This is a genomic window from Sorangium sp. So ce185, assembly GCF_051526825.1.
Lineage (GTDB): Bacteria > Myxococcota_A > Polyangia > Polyangiales > Polyangiaceae > Sorangium > Sorangium cellulosum_D.
In genome coordinates this window covers 9,236,221-9,254,894 of the sequence record NZ_CP150316.1, presented here as the reverse complement: position 1 = coordinate 9,254,894, position 18,674 = coordinate 9,236,221, and the positions used below count along the sequence as shown (strand labels likewise).

The following is an 18,674-nucleotide window of genomic DNA, read 5'->3' as shown; positions in this document are numbered from 1 at the left end:
CGCGCCGCGCGGCGTCAGAGCTCAGGGAGAGGGGGTGAAGGAGAGGCGGAGCGAGTAGGGCCCCACGTCTGTCAGGCGGTACGCCTCGACGAAGATGATCAGGGGCACGCCGCCCTCGACGTCGATCGAGCGCCTCTCGTCCCTGTCGGCGATCTCGCTCTCGACGCACGCGAGCTGGCGGCCCGAGCAGCCGGTCCGCACGTAGAAGCCTTGGTCGGTCTCGGAGGACAGCACAAGCCTGAGCGTGCCGTCGCTCGGCGGCGTGAACGCGTGGAGCCTCTCCGGCGTACCACGGCCGGTGCAGGTGCCCTCGAACACCGCCGTGCCGCCCGTCGTGTCGCCCGCGTTGCCCCCAAGGACGGCCACGGGCGCGTCCGCGCAGACGTCGTCGATCTCCACGGTGCACGCGGCGGAGCAGCCGTCGCCGGCGACGGTGTTGCCGTCGTCGCACTCCTCCGGCTTGCTGACGATCCCATCGCCGCAGGTGGCCGGCGAGAACACGAGATCCAGCGTGTATGGCCCCGCGTCGGCGGGCGTGCGGGCGTCGACGACGATCGGCACCGCCTGGTCCTTGTGCACGACGACCTCGAGCTCCTCCTCGTCGGGCTCGGCGCCCGAGGCGGCGTGCTCATCCTCGCACGCGCTCTCGGTGGACGCCTCCGCGCATGCCGTGCGGGTATAGAGGCCGTGGTTGCTCTCCGACTGGAGCACGACGAGGAGCGTGCCCGACTGGCCGGCGGGCGGCGTGAACACGTGGATCTTCTCCGGCCCGGCGCCGGTGCAGCTGCCATGGAGCACGCGCGTGCCGCTCGACGTGTCGCCCTCGATCGTCGTCGTCACCGGCGCAGCGCCCGCGCAGGCGGCGTCGACGAGCGGACGGCAGGTCGCGGCGCAGTCGCTGTCCGCGCAGTCGACCTGGCCGTCGCCCTCGTCGTCCTCGCCGTCGGAGCAATCGAGCTCGCCGAGCTTGCAGAGGCCGTCGAACCTGTCGCACAGGCCGAGCTCCGCGCACTGCGCGTTCTCGGTGCACGCCGGGATGCACGCCGTGATCTCGCCGCCGATGTCGCTGCACCTGTAGCCGTCGCGGCACTCGTCGGTCGTGGTGCAGCGACGGATGCACAGGCCCAGATCGCCGAAATCGACGCAGACGCCGCCATCATCGCAGGCGCCCACGATGGGATCGCAGAGGCCCGCACAGGCACCGGACGGCCAGCCCCAGTCGATCTCCCTGATGCAGTACTCTCCGTCGCACGCCGCGTCGTAGGTGCACGCCGCGCCGTAGTTGACGGGCGTCCCTCCACCGCCGCCGGTGCCGGTGGGCTCGGCGCCGCCGGTGCCGCCGGTGCCGCCGGTGCCGGTAGGCTCGGCGCCGCCCGAGCCGCCGGTGCCGGTGGGCTCGGCGCCGCCGGCGCCGCCGGTGCCGGTGGGCTCGGCGCCGCCGCTGCTGCTCGTGCTGGTCGCGCCCGATGCGCCGGCGCCGCTGCCCGTGACGCCGGCGCCGCCAGCGCCGCCGGCTCCGCCCTTGCCTCCTTCGCCTCCATCATCACCGCATCCGGCGTTCGCCGAGAGCGCGAGCACAAAGAGACCTGCAACGAGTCGTACGTTCATCCACCCGCTCCACCACAAGAGAGATCATCGAGACGCGGGGTGCACCCCACCCCACGGCGCAGCTACGCCATCTTCAGCGCAACGGCGTGGCCTGCCAACCCCCCGGTTCATGTCGCCGGCGCTGCGTGACTGCCGCTCTCGGCCGCTGGATCCGAGCGGGACAGCCGTCCCTTTCGCGAAAAGAGGGCCCACGGAGGCGGCGCGCGGAGCATGCGCGCACACCGATCCGCACGTGGGAACGCGTGCGTTCGCGTTCTGCGTCGCGTACGGTCGCATCCGATGAAGCCCGAGAAAACACTGCTCCTCTCCCAGTCCGATGTGGTCTCCCTCCTCGCGATGGACGCGGCGATCGCCGCCGTGGAGGCGGCGTTCGCGGCGTACGGCCGCGGCGAGGCCGCGATGCCGCCGAAGGTGTACCTGGGGCTGCCTGCCCACGACGGCGACCTCCGTGCGATGCCGGCCTACGCCGAAGGGGCGGCCGGGGTGAAGTGGGTCAATTCGCACCCGAAGAACCCGGCGCGCTTCGGCCTGCCGTCCGTCATGGGGCTGTACATCCTCAGCGATCCCGCCACGGCGGTGCCCCTCGCCGTGATGGATGCGACCCGCCTCACGGCGGTGCGGACCGGCGCGGCCGCGGCGATCGCGTCGAAGCACCTCGCGCGGCAGAGCGCGAGGACGCTCGGCTTCATCGGCTGCGGCGTGCAGGCGCGCTTCCTGCTCGACGCCCACCGCGCCGTCTACGGCGATCGGCTGGAGGTGCTCGCCGCCGACGCGTCGCGCGAGGCGAGCGAGCGGTTCGCGGCCGAGGCGGGCGGGCGCGCCGTCTCGGTGGAGGAGGCCTCCGGCTGCGACATCCTCTGCACCTCCACGCCCGCGCGCGCGCCGGTCGTGCGGCGCGCGTGGGTCCGCCCGGGGGCGCACATCAACGCGATGGGCGCCGACGCGCCCGGCAAGCAGGAGCTCGATCCGGAGATCCTCCGGGAGGCGCGCGTGATCATCGACGACTGGGCGCAGGCGACCGAGAGCGGCGAGGTCAACGTGCCGCTGCACGAGGGCGCCATGCACCGCGAGCACATCCAGGGGACGCTCGGCGAGGTCGTCGCGGGCAAGCTGGCGGGGCGCGGCGACGCGGCCATCACGGTGTTCGACTCGACCGGCCTCGCGATCCAGGACGTGGCGCTCGCGCGCGTCATCTACGCCGCCGCGCGCGAGAGGGGCGCCGGGACGGCGTTCGACTTCTTCGGCTGAGCGCGGCGCCTACGGCCTCCTCGCGCACCGCATGCCGAGGCTGTAGTACGGGGCCGACGGCGCGACGCTGACCCGCGCGGACGTCAGCAGGTAGCTCGGCGCGCCGAAGCTGCTCCCGCCGCGGACCACCCGGTTCGTGGTGTCCGTCAGGTTCGCGCAATCGACGCACTCCGCCGGATAGGTCCCATATCCATCCAGCGTCCACTCCCGCATGCTCCCGCCGAGATCCGCCTGCGTCCACCGCCCGTCGCCCTTCGGCGAGCGGGATCCGACGGGCACGATGTCGCTGAAGTCGCTCTGGAACGTGCAGCCGGGCGCCGCGCTCTCCCTGCAATCGTAGGACGCGTAGCTGGCGTCGATGGTCGTCGACTCCGGTGGATTCGACCACGGATACTGCCGCTGCTCGCCCCCTCCGGCCGCAGCGTAGTTCCATTCGGCCTCGGTCGGGAGGCGGCCCCCGTCCCACGCGCAGAACGCGAAGGCGACGTACCAGCTCACGCAGTTCATCGGCAGGTGCTCCTGGGCGCCTGCCTCCTCCGTCCACGTCCGCATGTCCGGGTTGTCCGGATTGCACATCACCGCGGCGCGCAGCGCCGCCGCGTCTGCCGGCAGCTCGCCGTTCCAGGCCGGGTTCCATCCGCTCCCCGGGATGCCCGGGTGCGCCCCGGCGTCGGCCGCGGGCTGGCTCCCGGGGTACGCCGCCACGAACTTCCGGAACCTCCCCACCGTCACCTCGAAGCGATCGAGCCGGAGGTCGCTCACCGTCGCCGGGGATGCGGGATCGTTGCCGCGGTTGAACGTCCCCCCGGGCACCACCGCGCTCGCGCAGCAGCCCTCGGTCGCGCCGGGGCCGCACATCGACGGCAGACCGGCGCAGCTCGGGGGGGTCGTGCACGCCGTCCCGCGGCACACGGGCGCCTCCGAGGGACACGGCTCCGGGGCGCCCCACTGGCCGGCGTCGTTGCACCGGGTGAGCAGGTTGTCCGAGCACCGCGCGTCGCCGGGGGTGCACTCTCCGGGACCGCCGCCGCCATGACCGGCGCCACCGCGGCCCGAGCTCGCGCCGTCGCCGCCGGAGCCGGCGTCGCCGCCGCTCGAGCCGGTGTCGCCGCCCGCGCCGTCGAGCGGGTGATAGTCCTTGTCGAGCCCCAGGAGCGCCGTACAACCGCTGGCCATCAAGGCCGATGCTGCCCACCACCATCCACCGCGCACACTTCGCATCTGTTCTCCTTAGCTCGCTCACGGGTCCGTTCGGCGCAGAGCGCGTACGCCTCGCACCAGCTCGGGCAGCTCATCGGCCGATGCCCATGGTCCCAGGGTTCCTCGGTCGATGTCGAGCCATGTCGAGCGCGGCGAGCCCAGCGCGCACGTCACCGCGGCCCGCAGCGCGGCCGGCTCCGCGGGTGAGCGAGGCGGCGTCGCGGTCGATGCCGGGCGCGATTCCCATAAAGAAGGGAAGGCGGCAACAGCATCGAGCTTTCTTCCCGCCTTCAAGCTCGAATCCGGCCACCTCCGAGGGCCTCGCCGTAGGAGGAGGTGGCCGAGCTCGGGGGCCGTCGATTCAGATGGGCGCCGGATCGCCGCCGGCAGGCGCTGCCGTCTGTGCCTCGTGGGCTCGCGGGAGGCGGCGCCGTCCCACGGTCCGCGCCCGTCCGCTCGGCGTGTGTTCGGCCTGTGGCGGATGAGAGGCCGCGCCCACCTCGCCGCGGCCGGCCGTCGCGCGGCTCCGCGGCCCTCCGCGGCCGCCCCGATCGCGCGGTGCGGTGTCGCGCGGCATCGGGCCACGGTCCCCGCTCTCACGCACTTACGCGCAGGCACGCGAATCCATCTCTCTTTATCTGCCGTACAGAGCGCTTATTCGAAGTGCATCGCCGCAGGTGAGCTGATATCAACGCCCCCGTGGGCAAGCTGGACGGGTTCGCCAAGCTGACCTTCGCCGAGGTGACCCCGAGCGTCACCGCCGGCTCCGCCGCATGGCACCGGCCGCCCGAGGTCCGGCTCGAGCGCGTCCAGGCCGACGGCTATCTCCGCGTGGTGCGGCCCGACGGGCTCGGTCCCCTTGCCGCGCCCTGGCCGGAGGCGTGCGGTCATGACGAGGTGGTCGTCGAGATCAAGATGGCTGGCGACCACGTCGACATCGTGGAGCTCAAGCGCGCCACGCTCCGCCGGCTAGTGCGCGAGATCGAGCGCATCGAGGAGCGCGAGCCGCCCTGGATGGGAGAGGAGCCGCTCTGGGTCGTCGCTCCCCACCTGCCATCGTGGCTGTACACCGTCCGGGCGCTGGAGCGGTTCGCCCCCGGCTGCTACCGCGTCGGACCCTCGCCGTTTCTGTTTCTCTGGATCGCGGCCAACGAGCTGCCGCTGCGCGACGAGCTCGTGCCGTTCCTGACGGCGCGCTCAGGACAGGCCCTCGACGACTTCGCCCGGTGGGTCGCACCGCGGCGGGATGTGGAATGGGTGATCTCCATGCTAGAATACCTGCCGATGTCACCGAAGACCCGTGAGGACTTGCTGCGACGGTTCGCCCGCGTCGACGACCCGGAGATCGAGGCGCGCAGGCAGTGGATCCTCCAAGCCCTGCTCGCCCACACCCCGGAGGTCAAGGAGCAGCTCATCGAGGAGGGCCAGATCACTGAGGCGCGCGCGCTGCTACGCAGGTTGCTGGCTCGCCGTGGCTTCGCGCCGACCGCGGCGATGGAGACCCAGATCGACGCCTGCTCCGAGCTGGACACCCTGCACCGATGGCTGGACCAGGCCATGACCGCGGACAGCGCAGAAGACGCGCTGGCATAGTCCCGGGCCGTTGGCGCCTTGGCGGCCACCTGCCCGCGGACGTGCCGCTGCCAGCGTCAGGAGCTCCGGCGACGCCTCGTCACACCGCCAGAAACTCCCTCGCGATCTCGTCGCTGAACTCCGCCACGCTCCCCCGCCGCACGATCCCCCCGTTATCCATGATGAAGTACTCGCTCGCCGTCGAGAGCGCGAAATCCAGGAACTGCTCCACGAGCAGGATCGCCATGTCGCCCTTCTTCCCGAGCTCTTTGATCACCTCCCCGATCTCCTGCATGATCGACGGCTGGATCCCCTCCGTCGGCTCATCCAAGAGGAGGAGCTTCGGTTTGCGCAGCAGCACGCGCGCGAGCGAGAGCTGCTGTTGCTGCCCGCCGCTCAGCGTCCCCGCCGCACGCGCCTCGAACTTCTTGAGGATGGGGAACATGGACATCATCTCTTCGAGCGCCGCCGGGCTCGGCGTGGCGTCGCTCTTGGCCTCGAAGCCCATGAGCAGGTTCTCTCGCACCGTCAGGTACGGGAAAATCCCGCGCCCCTGCGGCACATAGCCGATCCCCGCGCGCGCCCGGTCGCTCGGCGACCTCGAGGTGAGATCCGCCCCGTCGAGCGCCACCTTCCCGCGCCGCGGCTTGAGCACGCCCATGATCGCCTTGAGCAGCGTCGTCTTGCCGACCCCGTTCCGCCCCAGGAGGCACGAGACCCGGCCGGGCGCGACATCCAGGCTGACCTGCGACAGGATGCAGCTCTCCTCGTAATAGACCGCGAGATCCTCGACCACCAGCATCTCTCTACCGCTCCTCCGCCGCGACCGCGGCCCGAGCGCCGCCGCGCGCGCCCCCCGCGTCGTGCGCCCGACCGAGGTAGACCTCGATCACCTTCGCGTCGCGCTGGACCTCCTCGACCGGCCCCTCGCACAACCTTCTGCCGGCGTGCAGCACCGTCACCGTGCTCGCGTACCGCCGGACGAACTCCATGTCGTGCTCCACGACCAGCACCGACCGCTCCTTCGCGATCTCCTGGACGAGCTCCCCGGTGCGATCGCGCTCGCGCCGGGTCATCCCCGCCACCGGCTCGTCGAGCAGCAGCAGCTTCGGCTGCTGCACGAGCAGCATGCCGATCTCCAGCCACTGCCGCTCCCCGTGCGCGAGCACCGCGGCCCGCACGTCGGCGCGCCGCCGGAGCCCGATCCGATCGAGCGCCTCGGCGATCTCCTTCTCCTGCTCCGCGGACAGCCCGCGGAGGAGCCCCGGCGCGCTCTCCCGGAAGCCCATCGCCGCCTCGAGGTTCTCGAGCACCGTGAGGCTGCCGAACACCGCCGGCGTCTGGAACTTCCGCCCGATCCCGAGCCGGACCAGAGCGTGCTCCGGAAGCCGGTGCGCCTCGACCGCCTCTCGCCCCGACTCCCCACCTCCGTGGAACACCACACGCCCGCTCGACGGCTTCGTCTTCCCGGTGAGGATGTCGAGCAACGTCGTCTTCCCGGCGCCGTTCGGCCCGATGAGGAACCTGAGCTCCCCGCGCTGGATGGAGAAGTCGAGCCCGTCCAGCACCTTGAAGCCGTCGAAGCTCACCGTCACCTGCTGGACCTCGACGATGTTGCCGCGGCTCATCCCATCGCTCCTCTGCTCGCTCTCGCGCTCATCTCCGCTCATGTCCGCTTCCTCCCCTCAGCGCCCGGACGTCGCGGGCGCCTCGGAGCGCGCCTCCACCTCGCCGACGCCCACCGGCCCGTCGACGGCGGCCTCACGCGTGCCCGCCGGCGCGCCGCCCGCGTCGCGGCGCGCGAGCCGCGACGCGTGGCGGCGCAGGAAGCCGGCGATGCCCGTCGGGAGCAGCATGACCGACGCCGCGAAGAGCGCGCCGAAGCCGAGCTGCCACACCTCGGGGTACGACTCGCTCAGCGCGCTCTTGCCCAGGCTCACCAGGATCGCCCCGACCACCGCGCCGATCAGCGTGCCGCGCCCGCCGACCGCCACCCACGTCACCATCTCGACCGACGGCATCACGCCCATCGAGGACGGCGAGATGAGGCCGACCTGGCAGACGAAGAGCGCGCCGGCGATGCCGGCCATGCCCGCCGACAGCGCGAACACCAGCGTCTTCAGCGTGACCGGGTTGTAGCCGAGGAAGCGCACCCGGTTCTCGTCGTCGCGCGTCGCCACGAGCAGGCGCCCGAAGCGCGACTGGGTGAGCCGCCGGCACAGGAGATACAGCGCCCCCAGGCAGAAGAGCGTCACGAAGTAGAGCACCGTCTGCGTCGAGGCGGCCCCCCGCGCGAAGCCGAAGATCGTCTTCAGGTTCGTGATCCCGTTCGTGCCGCCCGTGATCGCCTGCTGGCCGACGAAGAGGATCGACGCGATCAGCGTGAGCCCCTGGGTGATCAGCGAGAAATACACCCCCTGGACGCGGCTCCGGAAGACGAGGTAGCCCACCGCGGCCGCGATCGCCATCGGCGCGAGGACCACGGCGCAGAGGGCCACGACCGGCGAGCGGAACGGCTCCCAGAACAGCGGGAGCGCCTCGAGGCCGCTCCAGCTCATGAAGTCGGGGAGGCGCGAGCCCGACGTCTCCAGCTTCAGGTACATCGCCATCGCGTAGCCGCCCAGGCCGAAGAAGAGCCCCTGTCCGAGGCTCAGCATCCCGCCGTAGCCCCAGATGAGGTCGAGGCCGAGGGCGACGATCGCGAACGTGAGGAACTTGCCGAGCAGGTTCAGCCGGAAGTCGGAGAGCACGAGCGGCGCGACGAGGAGCGGCAACGCCACGGCGAGGGGCGCTCCCCAGGTCCAGAGGAAGGTGCGAAGGGCGGAGTCTCGAGGGGCCATGTCCGTGTCCTCTCCTATCGGGTGCGCAGGGCGAGCAGGCCTGTCGGCCGCCACTGCAGGAAGGCGATCACCAGCGCGAACACGAGCGCCTTGCCGAGCGAGGCCGTCGTCGACAGCTCGAGCAGCGTGTTCGCGATGCCGATCACGAGCGCCGCGATGGCCGTCCCGGGCAGCCGCCCGAGGCCGCCGAGGATGACCACCATGAAGGCGTCGACGATGTAGTTCGTCCCGAGCGACGGGCCGATCGAGCCGAGCTGCGTCAGCGCGCACCCGGCGATCCCGGCGAGCCCCGCGCCGAGCGCGAACGTCGCGGCGTCGACCCGGCGCGTGCGGACGCCGAGGCACGAGGCCATCTCCCGGTTCTGCATTACCGCCCTGAGGCGCCTGCCGCCCGCGGAGCGGTGCAGGTACGTGTAGACGGCGGCGATGCACGCGATCACGAGGGCGATCAGGAAGACGCGCTTGTAAGGCAGCTGCACGCCGCCCGACAGCGCGACGCCGCCGCTCAGCCACGACGGGCTCGAGACCTGCACGTTGGACGCGCCGAACAGGCTGCGCGCGGCCTGCTGCAGCACGAGGCCGACCCCCCATGTGGCGAGCAGCGTGTCGAGCGGCCTGCCGTAGAGGAAGCGCACGATCGAGAGCTCGAGCGCGAGCCCGAGCACGCCGGCCACGAGGAACGAGGCCGGCAGCGCGAGCAGGAACCAGAGCCCGGCGTCCGTCCCCCCGACGAGCGGCGCGAGGTGCTGCCCGACGACGTACGTCGTGTAGGCCCCCGCCATGATGAACTCGCCGTGGGCCATGTTGATCACGTTCATCAGCCCGAACGAGAACGCGAGGCCCATCGAGATGAGCAGGAGGATCGAGCCCAGGCTCAGGCCGTTGAAGGCGTGGAGGAGAACTTCGTTCATGCTAGAGCACCGAAGCGGTTGAGACGCCGCGCAAGAGAGGTTCGAGCCGCAGAGGCACAGCGGGGACCACGGCGATCCCCCTGTGCGCTCCGCGCGGCCGGCCGCGCTACTTCGCGGCGAGCTCCTTCGCCCAGGGGTATGCGGTGAGGTACGGATCCGGCTGGATCGGCTTGCCCGTGCTCCACACCTCGTCGATGAGGCCGTCCTGCCGGACCTTGCCGATGCGCACCGTCTTCCACGTGTGCTGGTTCTTCCCGTCGAGCCGGACGAGCCCCTCGGGCGCGGCGTACTCGATGCCTCCGGCGTTCACCGCCTCCTTCACCTTGGCGACCTCGGTCGACTTCGCCTTCTCGACGGCCATCTTCCAGAGGTAGACCCCGAAGTAGCCCGCCTCGATGGGGTCGTCCGTGACGCGCGCGGCGCCGTACTTGGCCTTGTACGCCTCGACGAACTTCTTGTTCTCCGGGGTGTCCGTGGTCTGGTAATAGTTCCACGAGACGAGGTGTCCGGCGATGTTGTCGGCGCCGATGCCGCGCACCTCTTCCTCGGCGACGCTCACCGAGAGGACCGGCACCTTGTCGGCGGTGTAGCCGGCGTCCTTGAACTGCTTGAAGAACGCCACGTTGCTGTCGCCGTTCAGCGTGTTGAAGATCGCGTCCGGCTTGGCCGCGGCGATCTTGCTGATGATCGTGCTGACCTCGGTCCCGCCGAGCGGCAGGTACTCCTCGCCGGCGAGCTCGCCGCCCTTCGCCGCGAGCTGGGCCTTGATGATCTTGTTCGCCGTGCGCGGAAAGACGTAGTCCGAGCCGAGCAGGTAGATGCGCTTCTTGCCCTTCTCGAGCAGGTAGTCGACCGCGGGGACGATCTGCTGGCTCGGCTCGGCGCCGGTGTAGAAGATGTTGGGCGACTGCTCCAGGCCCTCGTACTGGACCGGGTAGAAGAGCAGGCCGTTCAGCTCCTCGAACGAGGGCAGCATCGCCTTGCGGCTGGCGCTGGTCCAGCCGCCGAACACGACCGCGACGCCGTCCTGCTGGACGAGCTTCCTCGCCTTCTCGTTGAACGTGGGCCAGTCGCTGGCGCCGTCCTCGATCACCGGCGTGAGCTGCTTGCCGAGCACGCCGCCCGCCTTGTTGATCTCCTCGATCGCGAGGATCGTCGCGTCCTTGACGGCCACCTCGCTGATCGACATGGTGCCGCTCAGCGAATGGAGCACGCCGACCTTGATGGTGGCGCTGTCCGAGGCGGGCGCCGCCCCGGGCGAAGCCCCCGGCGCCGGCGCCTCCTTGCCCTCGTTGCCGCAGGCGGAGAGCAAGGCCGCGCCGGCGAGGGCCGCCGCCGCGACGCAGAGCGACCGCCGCCGAAAGGAGCCCGCCGCCGGCCGCTCCTCGACGCTTAGCCCAGACGTGAACATATTCAACGCATCCTCCTTGGGTGCCGGTGCGCGTTCGATGCCCTGCATCGACGCGGCGCGGCGAAACCGACTGCACAAGAGCCGTTGGGAAGCTCGGGAGTCGGCAACTGGAGACTCCCGGCCGGACACCGAAGGACCGCCCCGCACAGCGAGGCTCGGCCCTCGGACAGGGGCCAGCGACACGACGTCGTGGTGAGATGTCTTATGCCGAGCGCCATGTTTCCTCGAGGTTTCGTCGAGATGAAATGTCGACCGGCCGGGGGACGAGGTGCGCTTTCCGCAGCGTCAATCGGGGTCCCCGATGACAAAGCGAGTCTCGACAGCGCCGCGGCGATGCGCGGGCGGAACACCGCGGGCGGCGGGGCGGCGCGCGCAGGCGGAGCCGCCCCAGGCGCCCGCGCGGCCGGGCAGACGGAGCGCCGGCCCGGCGTCCGACCCTCCGCGCCGGTGTCGCTGGCGCCGAACCGGTGTGGGGCGCTCTGTCCTCGGCGCGCACGAGCGCTGAGCGCTCCGGCGCTGTTGCGAGGAGGTGCGCTCTCCAGTGCAGCGAAAAACTTGTATCAAGAGCGGAGGAGTCCACGTAAATTGGTGGATGCTGTCTGCGCCCTGTGCTCGGACGACACGGAGGGCAGGCGGGGTGGAGCGTATGGGAAGCACGAAATCCATGTCCGGTGATGCGGATAAGCGATCCTCGAACGGCGATGCTGCGCCGGACGGCGCGGCGGCCGGGCCGCGGGACGAGAACTCGGTGGTGATCTCTTTGAGCGCGCTGCTCGCGGTGGAGGCCGCCGCCGCGAAGCCAGCGGGCGCGCGGGGCGATCAGGGGCCAAAGGGCTCCGGGATGGTGGATATCCAGGGGCTGGCCGCCGGCGATGATCAGCAGCGCAGCAGCTATCTGGATCTCTTCCCGTTCGGCGGGCCGGAGCAGCCGGCGTTCAGGCCACCCGATCTCACGCCCGTGCCCTCCGAGGTCCCCGTCGATCTGCGTCCGCCGCGCGCGCGGCGGGCGGCGGGCGCGCGGTATGGGGTCATGGCCGTCGCCGGCGCCGCGGTCGTGGCGAGCGCGGTGTGGCTCGGCGCCCCGCGCGAGGCGCTCCGCGCGGCCGCGCAGCCCGGGGTGCGCTCCGCGGCGAGCGCGGCGCTCTCGCGCCTGCCGAAGGTGGAGGCGAAGGCCCAGGCCGAGCGCGAGGCAGCGACCTCGCCGAAGCGCGGCGACAAGGCGAACGAGCGCACCGCGCGCGGCGCGAAGGCCCGGCCCGCTGCCCCGGGAGGCGCGGGCAAGGCGGCGGCGAGGCGCGCCGAGAGCAGCGGACCGACCGGCGGCGGCGCCGCCCCGCCGAGCCAGGGCGGCGCGCGCGCGGCGAGCGATCCCTGCAAGGGCGATCTCGACTGCGCCATGCGGCGCGCGACGGGCGGCTCGTAGCGCCGCGCGCCCCGCGAGGCGCCCGCGAACTCCCTGCTTCGTGGGAGCTCAAGCGCTTCGTCGGAGCGCAAAGCAAGCTGCCGAGGCGTCGCGCCGGCGCGCTGGGCCGCGCGGCTCAGCCCGGCTGCGCGGCGCGGTCGTCCGGACGACGCACCGCTACAAACAGGGCTGACTCGCTCGTCCGCTCGCCTGTAGGGCGATGTCGCACGGGCGAGCTCTGCCGGCTTCGTGTCTTCGCACGAGCCGCTGAGCACGCCTCCGCTCGTGGTGCATCTCGCCGTGGCCCCGGAGAGCAGGTTATCTACGCGGCGCGCTCGATCCCTCGCGTCGCGTCCGTGGTAGGGTCTGCTCCTGCTTCACAAATTCGCCGATGGCCGATCGCGCACACACCACGGCGGCCGCGTTTCGCGGAGGCGCATGCCCTCCGAACGACCGCCGGGAGGCGCCCCCTGGGCGCAGCTGTGAGCACGCAGCGGATACCATCGCGTAAATTTCTGGTGTAGGAACAGAACCCGGCGCCAACGGCGGCGCTGAAGTGCACAGGGAGGGCTGCCGGGCGGCGTCGCCCGACGCGTCCTTCCCCATGAGCAGCGCAACTCTTCTTGTCGGAGGATTCAGGGATGAAAGCTTTCAACTTTGCGGCGATCCTGGTCAGCGTGTGTGCGATGGCGGCCTGTACGGTCACCGACGGCAGCGGCGACGGCGGCGAGGGCGGCACGGGCGGCGAGGGCGGCGCGGGTACCACCACGACGACCACCACGTCGGGGACCGGCGGTGAAGGCGGCGAGGGCGGCGAGGGCGGGGGCGGTGTTTGCGCCGAGGAGAGCGCGGCCACCTGTCAGACGTGCTGCGATGAGGAGCTCCCGGATGAGAGCGCGCTCATCATGGGTTACATCTTCTCTCAGTGTGGCTGTGCGGCGGATTCGCCGTGCGCCGACGTGTGCGACACGACCGATGCCACGACCGACTCCTGCTCCGACGAAGGTGGCATGACGGACGTGACGAACCCCGACTGCGTGATGTGTCTGAACGAGCTCGAGGCGGACGCTCCCTGCTACGAGGCCGCCGCCACGGACTGCGAGGGGGATGAGGACTGCAGCCCGTATTTCGAGTGCCTGAGCTCCTGCAGCGAGTGAGATCTCGCGAACGCTGAGCGAGCGCCGCGCGCCAGAGATCCTGGGGCGACCGGCGCTGGCCGGGCAGGACAGGCGACCACCCGTGGGTCGCCTGTCCTGTTTTTGTCGGCGCGCGGTCGAGCCGGCTGGCTGGGCTGGTACTGTGTCGGCGCGCGGTCGCGCCTGAGCGGCCGCGCGCGGTCGAGCCAGCCGCCGGGGGACCTTACGGCGAGAGCCGGACCAGCAGGACGTCGGCCCCGCGCGCCTGCGCCGCGACGCCGTCGAGGTCCACGCTCCCCTCGACGGTCCCTGCGAGCAGGACGTGGCCGCGGTCCACGAGCGCCGCGACGCCCGCCGCGGACCGGCTCCCGCCGCGCTCCCCGGCGCCGGGGCCGAGCCGCTTGCTCCACACGTGGCGCCCCTCGGCGTCGAGCCGCGCCACGACGATGTCGCCGCCGCGGCCGGCGCCGTCGAGCGGCCCGCCGCCGAGATCGGTCGGCCCCTCGACGGTGCCGGCGAGGACGAGCCCGCCGTCCGCCTCGAGCGCGAGGTGCGGCGGCTGCTCCGCCGCGTAGGCCCGGCTGAAGCGGTGCTCCCGCGCGGCCCCGAGCTCGACAACGAACGCCGAGAAGCCGTCCGAGAACAGCGCGCTGCCGCCGCCGAGGCTGAGCAGCCCCTCGAACGTCCCGCTCAGCGCGATCTCGCCGCCCGGCCCGATCGCGATGTCGCCCCCGCGCTGGCGGCGGCCGTCGCCGAAGGACCGCGACGCGACGTGCTCGCCGCCCTCGTCGAGCTTGGCCAGGAAGAGGTCGCTCATCCCCGCGGACGAGAGGTGGGGCGCCCCCTCGCCGAAGTGGAGGTCGCCCTCGAAGGTCCCCGTCAGGAGCACGTCCCCGTACGCGTCCACGGCGACGCCCGTCGGCTCCTGCGTCCCCGGCCCGTCGAAGACCCGCTCCCAGAGCTGCTCACCCTCGGGGCTGTACCGGGTCACCTCGACGTCGCTCCCGCCGTGCCCGAGGAGCGCCGACGCGACCACGACGTCGCCCGCCGCCGACATCGCGACGTCCTGCGGCTTGCCTGAGAGCAACTCGCCCCAGCGCACCAGCCCGCCGTCGGCGTCCAGCTTGATCACGAACCCTTGCAGCGAGTCCGCGGTGAGCTCGGCGTCCATCATCCCCTCGAGCTCGCCCACGATCGCGACATTGCCCTCGGCGTCCACCGCGAGCGCCCGCAGCGCGCCTTTCCCCTCGCGGACGAGCCGCCGCACCCACGCGACCGCGCCGTCCGCCTCGATCCGCGCCACGAAGATGTCCCGATCGGCGCCGGTCGGCATCGGGCCGGCGCCGAGATCGAGGGAGCCCTCGAACTCGCCGCCCAGGATCGCGAAGTCCCGGCCCGCCGCGAGCGCGCGCGCCCACTGGTGACCGGAGCCGCCGAGGAGCGCGCCGAGGACCCCGCCGGGGATCACCGCGCCGCAGTCGCCTCCGCCGCTGCAGTCCTCGTCGGCCGGGGTGGCGCAGTCCTCGGCGCGCGGCGTGATCTCGCCGGTGCACGCGCCCCACCGGCCGTCGCTCCCGCACGTCCGCTGGCCGGCGCTGCACGCGCCGACGCCGAGGGTCCCCGGCGGGCCGCCGTACGGGCACGCCTCGACCGCGCCCGGGGCGCAGGCGCAGACGCCGCCGGCCGCGGGGTCGCCTGCGCCGCCGTCCGCCTCGTCGACCGCGCCGTCGCAGTCGTCGTCGGCCGCGTTGCCGCAGCGCTCCGGCGCGGGGGTCACCTCGCCCTCGCAGGGGCCGTAGCCGTCGCCGGCGGCGTTGCACCGCCGGAGGCCGGTCCGGCAGGCGCCGACCCCCTCGGTCGCCGGCGGCCCGGTGTAGCAGGCGACGGCCGAGAGCGGCTCGCAGCGCTCCTCCACGAGGATGCCGTCCTCGAGCTCGAGCAGCGCGTTGCAGCCGGCGCAGCCGTGCGCCACGAGCGCCGCGAGCGCCCCGCGCGAGAGCCGTCCGACGATCGGGATCGAGCCGCGCGCGCGCATGTCAGTAGCTCCCGCCCACGACGAGCGAGAACGCCCCGGGGCCGGCCGTGGCCGCCGCCGCGGCGCGGCGCGCGGGCGGGGCGGCGGCCTTCGGCGGGGCGGTCCAGAAGAGCAGGCCGGCCGCGAGCAGCGCGGCGGTGCCGGCCGAGAAGGCGATCGTCGAGGCGGTGCCGGCCGCCTGCGCGTCCTCGCGCAGCGCGACCCCGGCGGCGTCGCAGCGGCTCCGCGCGTCGCAGTGGCCCCGGTTCGAGGCGTCCCGGCGGGCGATGGCCTCGAGGCCGAACGCGGCGCCGAGGCCGAGCCCCACGAGGCCGGCGCCGCCGCTCGCGAGCGCGATCACCTGCTGCGCGCGCCCGCCGCCGTCGCCGTCGCTGCGGCCGGCGCTCGCCAGGAGGCGAGGCGCCTGCCCACCGGGGCCGGGCAGCGCCGCGGAGGGCGCGCGCGGGGGCGGATCGTGCTCCAGGGTGGGCACGTGGACGAGCTCGCGCGCGCCGTCGGGCGGGACGGCGCGCACGGTGGACCAGCGCCTCCTGCCGGGCGCGCGCGCCTCGACCGTGTGCGTTCCAGGATCGACCGGGAGCGCCCGTCCCCACTGCGCGGGCGGGATCAGCACGCCGTCGCGCCGGATCTCCAGGCCGGGCGCGGCGGTGGCCGCGGGCACGTCGATGGTGATGCGCGAGAGCCGCGGCTCGAGCGCCGCTGCGATCGCGGCCGCGCGCGCGGCGCGGGGGTCGCCCGCGCTCCTCGCGACGGCCGCGGCCTCGCTGAAGACGTTCCAGGCGCCCGCGGTCCTGCCCGCGCGGGCGAGGCACTCGCCGAGCCGCAGGAGGAGGTTGATCGCCGTCGGATCGAGGGTCCTGCCCTGCTCGAGCACGGCGCAGGCCTCCGCGACGCGCCCGGCGTCGAGCAGCTGCCTCGCTGCCTGATACAGCGCGAGCACCTGCTCCTTGTGCGCCCCGAGCTGACCCGGGTTGGGCTGACCCGGGTTGAGGTGCGCCGAGCCGGACGAACCCGGGTTGGGCTGACCCGGGTTGAGCTGACCCGGGTTGGGGGGGCTCAAGCCGGACGAACCCGGGTTGGGCTGACCCGGGTTGGGCTGACCCGGGTTGGGGTGGCTCAAGCCGGACGAACCCGGGTTGGACTGACCCGGGTTGAGGTGCGAGCCGGACGAACCCAGGTTGAGCTGACCCGGGTTGGGGTGCCCCATGCCGGGCGCGGCGGCCGTGCCGCTCGCCGGCGAGAGGAGCAACGACAGCGCCGCGAGGGCACAGGCGAGCTCGCGCGGACGCAAGCAGCTGAGCTTCGGGAGAGCTCCTCGGCACATGGCGATCACCAGGGGCTGTCCTGCGTGCCTGCCGACGGCGGGGCTTCCGCGCCGCGGCCGGGCGCCGCCACGGGGATCGGCGCGCCGGCCGCGGTGCCCGGACCGGATGCCGGCACCGGAGCCGCCAGCTCCGCGGCCGCCGGCGAGCGCGCCTCGGTCGGCCCAGTCCGCCGCGATGTCCCATCGCGCCCTGCCGAGGGCGCATCCCCGGAAGCCCCCGGCGGCTCCTGTCGCTCGGACCGCCCCTGCGGCGCCGGGTCCACCCACGCCCCGGCCACGAGCGCCGTGCGCGCGGCCGCCCGCGGCGGTCTCCCTGCGCCTGCCCGCGCGTGCGGCGCGCCTCTCGCCGGCGCGACGGCGCCGGCACCGCCGCACACGTCCGGGAGCATCGCTCCGACGTCGGTCTCGGGCGCGCCGCACGCCGCGCCGTCGCCGCCGTGCAGCGCGCCGTCGCCGGCGGTGCGGGGCGCGAGGTACGACCCGTCCGCCGCGGTGGTCCCCAGGGGCCCTGCGGCGAGCCCCTGCGGCACCCCGGCGAGCCCCTGCGGCACCCCGGCGAGGTGCTGCGTGCTGGCGCCGTCGGACCACGCGACCCCCGTCGAGCGCGGCCACCCGGGCGGCGCGACGGTCGCGGCCAGCGCGGCGCTCGCGGAGAAGGCGCCGGCCGCGAGCCAAGCCCGCCTCGGGCGGCGGACCCCGGATCCCGGCGCCTCCGACGGCCGGATGGCGGTCGTGGGCGGCCGGACGGCGGACGTGGGCGGCCCCTCGTCCAGCCACGTGTACGTCGGCTGGCTCCGGTGGACCGCCGTGGGCAGCGTCGCGTCGGGCGGCCCGCGCAGCGCGAACGGCGAGAGCGCGGCGGCGAGCTCGCGGGCCGAGGCTGGACGGCGGGCCCGGTTCTTCTCGAGGCAGCCCATCACGATCTCCTCGAACCCCTCGGGCAGCTCGGCGCACGCGCTCCGCAGCGGCCGGGGCGCCTGCTCCGACACGACGAGCACGAGCTGCTCCAGCGTCTCCGCGCCGAACGGCAGCGCGCCGCTCACGAGCTGGTAGAGCACCACCCCGAGCGCCCACAGGTCGGCGCGCAGGTCCACGTCCTTGGGCGTGAGCATCTGCTCGGGCGCCATGTAACGGCGCGAGCCCATGACCGACCGCGCCGTCGTCATCTCGAGCCCGTCCTCCTCGGGCCTCGCGCACGTGAACTTCGCGACCCCGAAGTCGAGCACCTTGACGAGCGGCGTGCCGTCGGTCCGGTACGTCAGGAACAGGTTCGCGGGCTTCAGGTCCCGGTGCACCATCCCGAGCGCGTGCGCCTCCATGAGCGCGACGCAGGCCTGACGGACGTACTCGGCCGCCTCGTCCACCGGCAGCCGCCCGCGGCGCTCCACGATCGAGCGGAGATCGTTGCCCGAGAGGTGCTCCATCACGATGTACGGCACCGGCAGCGCGACCCCCGCCCTCGGCGCGAGCGCGCCCAGGTCGTAGACCCGCGGCACGTGCTCGGTCTTCAGCCGGAACATCCCGCGCGCCTCGCGCTGGAACCGCCTCAGCAGCGCCGCGTTCCCGCAGTGCTCCGCCCGCATGAACTTGATGGCCACGAGCTCGCCCAACGACAGGTGCCGCGCCGCGACGACGGCCCCCATCCCACCGATCCCGAGCAGCCGCTCGACCCGGTAGCGGTCCGCGATGACCTCGCCGCAGTGCACGGGCACCACTCCCTCTTCATCGCTCACCACGCGCCCCCCACTCCGTCGCTCTGAGATTGCAGACCGGCCAGCCACGATCTCGGACCGGATGGTTCCTTGCAGGGCCACGCTCGTCGCGCTTGCCGCAGGCTCTGGTGAGATTCGATTCTCCGGAGAGGCAATGCGTCGCGTCGGCTGTCGAATTTTCCGGCGCTCCTGTGGGCGCGTGCGGGCGCGCTCCGTGCGCCGCGGGCGATCTGGAGCGCGCCTCCGCCCGGCACGCGCCGCCTGCGCGGTCCGCG

General features: G+C 73.1%; 14 protein-coding genes. 4 read left to right on the top strand and 10 right to left on the bottom strand.

The window, feature by feature from the left end:
• Window positions 1-21: 21 nt before the first annotated feature.
• Window positions 22-1,608, bottom strand: coding sequence for a DUF4215 domain-containing protein (locus WMF26_RS33800; protein ID WP_437996099.1), 1,587 nt, complete (start codon window positions 1,606-1,608; stop codon window positions 22-24).
• 279 nt (window positions 1,609-1,887) lie between these two features.
• On the opposite strand from WMF26_RS33800, the gene WMF26_RS33795 reads away from it, so the two are divergent.
• The gene (locus WMF26_RS33795) at window positions 1,888-2,856 is read left to right on the top strand and encodes an ornithine cyclodeaminase family protein (protein ID WP_437996098.1); all 969 of its coding nucleotides are present in this window, start codon (window positions 1,888-1,890) and stop codon (window positions 2,854-2,856) included.
• 9 nt (window positions 2,857-2,865) lie between these two features.
• Here the strand turns inward: WMF26_RS33795 and WMF26_RS33790 are convergent, their stop codons facing one another.
• Window positions 2,866-4,032: a formylglycine-generating enzyme family protein gene (locus WMF26_RS33790; protein ID WP_437996097.1), complete on the bottom strand. Its 1,167-nt coding sequence runs from the start codon at window positions 4,030-4,032 to the stop codon at window positions 2,866-2,868.
• Between the two features lie 723 nt (window positions 4,033-4,755).
• Here WMF26_RS33790 and WMF26_RS33785 point away from each other — a divergent pair.
• Entirely contained in the window at window positions 4,756-5,649 is an 894-nt protein-coding gene (locus tag WMF26_RS33785; protein ID WP_437996096.1) for a hypothetical protein, read from the top strand.
• A gap of 79 nt (window positions 5,650-5,728) precedes the next feature.
• On the opposite strand, the gene urtE is transcribed toward WMF26_RS33785, so the two are convergent.
• From urtE to urtA, 5 genes are all read right to left on the bottom strand, one after another.
• Complete coding sequence (urtE, locus tag WMF26_RS33780; RefSeq protein ID WP_437996095.1) at window positions 5,729-6,430, bottom strand: urea ABC transporter ATP-binding subunit UrtE; 702 nt, start codon at window positions 6,428-6,430, stop codon at window positions 5,729-5,731.
• A gap of 4 nt (window positions 6,431-6,434) precedes the next feature.
• Window positions 6,435-7,298: an urea ABC transporter ATP-binding protein UrtD gene (gene urtD, locus WMF26_RS33775; protein WP_437996094.1), complete on the bottom strand. Its 864-nt coding sequence runs from the start codon at window positions 7,296-7,298 to the stop codon at window positions 6,435-6,437.
• Window positions 7,299-7,313: 15 nt separating this feature from the next.
• Window positions 7,314-8,468 (bottom strand): urea ABC transporter permease subunit UrtC, encoded by a 1,155-nt coding sequence (gene urtC, locus WMF26_RS33770; protein ID WP_437996093.1) that lies wholly within the window; start codon window positions 8,466-8,468, stop codon window positions 7,314-7,316.
• Window positions 8,469-8,482: 14 nt separating this feature from the next.
• The gene (gene urtB, locus WMF26_RS33765) at window positions 8,483-9,379 is read right to left on the bottom strand and encodes an urea ABC transporter permease subunit UrtB (protein WP_437996092.1); all 897 of its coding nucleotides are present in this window, start codon (window positions 9,377-9,379) and stop codon (window positions 8,483-8,485) included.
• A gap of 106 nt (window positions 9,380-9,485) precedes the next feature.
• Complete coding sequence (gene urtA, locus WMF26_RS33760; protein WP_437996091.1) at window positions 9,486-10,790, bottom strand: urea ABC transporter substrate-binding protein; 1,305 nt, start codon at window positions 10,788-10,790, stop codon at window positions 9,486-9,488.
• A gap of 664 nt (window positions 10,791-11,454) precedes the next feature.
• Between urtA and WMF26_RS33755 the strand changes: the two genes are divergently transcribed.
• Window positions 11,455-12,213: a hypothetical protein gene (locus WMF26_RS33755; protein WP_437996090.1), complete on the top strand. Its 759-nt coding sequence runs from the start codon at window positions 11,455-11,457 to the stop codon at window positions 12,211-12,213.
• Between the two features lie 620 nt (window positions 12,214-12,833).
• Window positions 12,834-13,349, top strand: coding sequence for a hypothetical protein (locus tag WMF26_RS33750; protein WP_437996089.1), 516 nt, complete (start codon window positions 12,834-12,836; stop codon window positions 13,347-13,349).
• Between the two features lie 202 nt (window positions 13,350-13,551).
• Here the strand turns inward: WMF26_RS33750 and WMF26_RS33745 are convergent, their stop codons facing one another.
• From WMF26_RS33745 to WMF26_RS33735, 3 genes are read right to left on the bottom strand one after another with little or no spacing between them, the layout of a single operon-like run.
• Window positions 13,552-15,363 carry a hypothetical protein gene (locus WMF26_RS33745; RefSeq protein ID WP_437996088.1) on the bottom strand — a complete coding sequence of 604 codons (1,812 nt, stop codon included), beginning with the start codon at window positions 15,361-15,363 and terminating at the stop codon, window positions 13,552-13,554.
• Between the two features lies 1 nt (window position 15,364).
• Window positions 15,365-16,654 (bottom strand): tetratricopeptide repeat protein, encoded by a 1,290-nt coding sequence (locus tag WMF26_RS33740; RefSeq protein ID WP_437996087.1) that lies wholly within the window; start codon window positions 16,652-16,654, stop codon window positions 15,365-15,367.
• 38 nt (window positions 16,655-16,692) lie between these two features.
• Entirely contained in the window at window positions 16,693-18,399 is a 1,707-nt protein-coding gene (locus tag WMF26_RS33735) for a protein kinase domain-containing protein (RefSeq protein WP_437996086.1), read from the bottom strand.
• Window positions 18,400-18,674: the final 275 nt, after the last annotated feature.

Coding starts and splice junctions, on each gene's coding strand:
- WMF26_RS33800 (WP_437996099.1), bottom strand. CDS start 1,608: ATGAACGTACGACTCGTTGCAGGTCTCTTTGTGCTCGCGCTCTCGGCG.
- WMF26_RS33795 (WP_437996098.1), top strand. CDS start 1,888: ATGAAGCCCGAGAAAACACTGCTCCTCTCCCAGTCCGATGTGGTCTCC.
- WMF26_RS33790 (WP_437996097.1), bottom strand. CDS start 4,032: ATGGCCAGCGGTTGTACGGCGCTCCTGGGGCTCGACAAGGACTATCAC.
- urtE (WP_437996095.1), bottom strand. CDS start 6,430: ATGCTGGTGGTCGAGGATCTCGCGGTCTATTACGAGGAGAGCTGCATC.
- urtD (WP_437996094.1), bottom strand. CDS start 7,298: ATGAGCGGAGATGAGCGCGAGAGCGAGCAGAGGAGCGATGGGATGAGC.
- urtC (WP_437996093.1), bottom strand. CDS start 8,468: ATGGCCCCTCGAGACTCCGCCCTTCGCACCTTCCTCTGGACCTGGGGA.
- urtB (WP_437996092.1), bottom strand. CDS start 9,379: ATGAACGAAGTTCTCCTCCACGCCTTCAACGGCCTGAGCCTGGGCTCG.
- urtA (WP_437996091.1), bottom strand. CDS start 10,790: ATGTTCACGTCTGGGCTAAGCGTCGAGGAGCGGCCGGCGGCGGGCTCC.
- WMF26_RS33755 (WP_437996090.1), top strand. CDS start 11,455: ATGTCCGGTGATGCGGATAAGCGATCCTCGAACGGCGATGCTGCGCCG.
- WMF26_RS33750 (WP_437996089.1), top strand. CDS start 12,834: ATGAAAGCTTTCAACTTTGCGGCGATCCTGGTCAGCGTGTGTGCGATG.
- WMF26_RS33745 (WP_437996088.1), bottom strand. CDS start 15,363: ATGCGCGCGCGCGGCTCGATCCCGATCGTCGGACGGCTCTCGCGCGGG.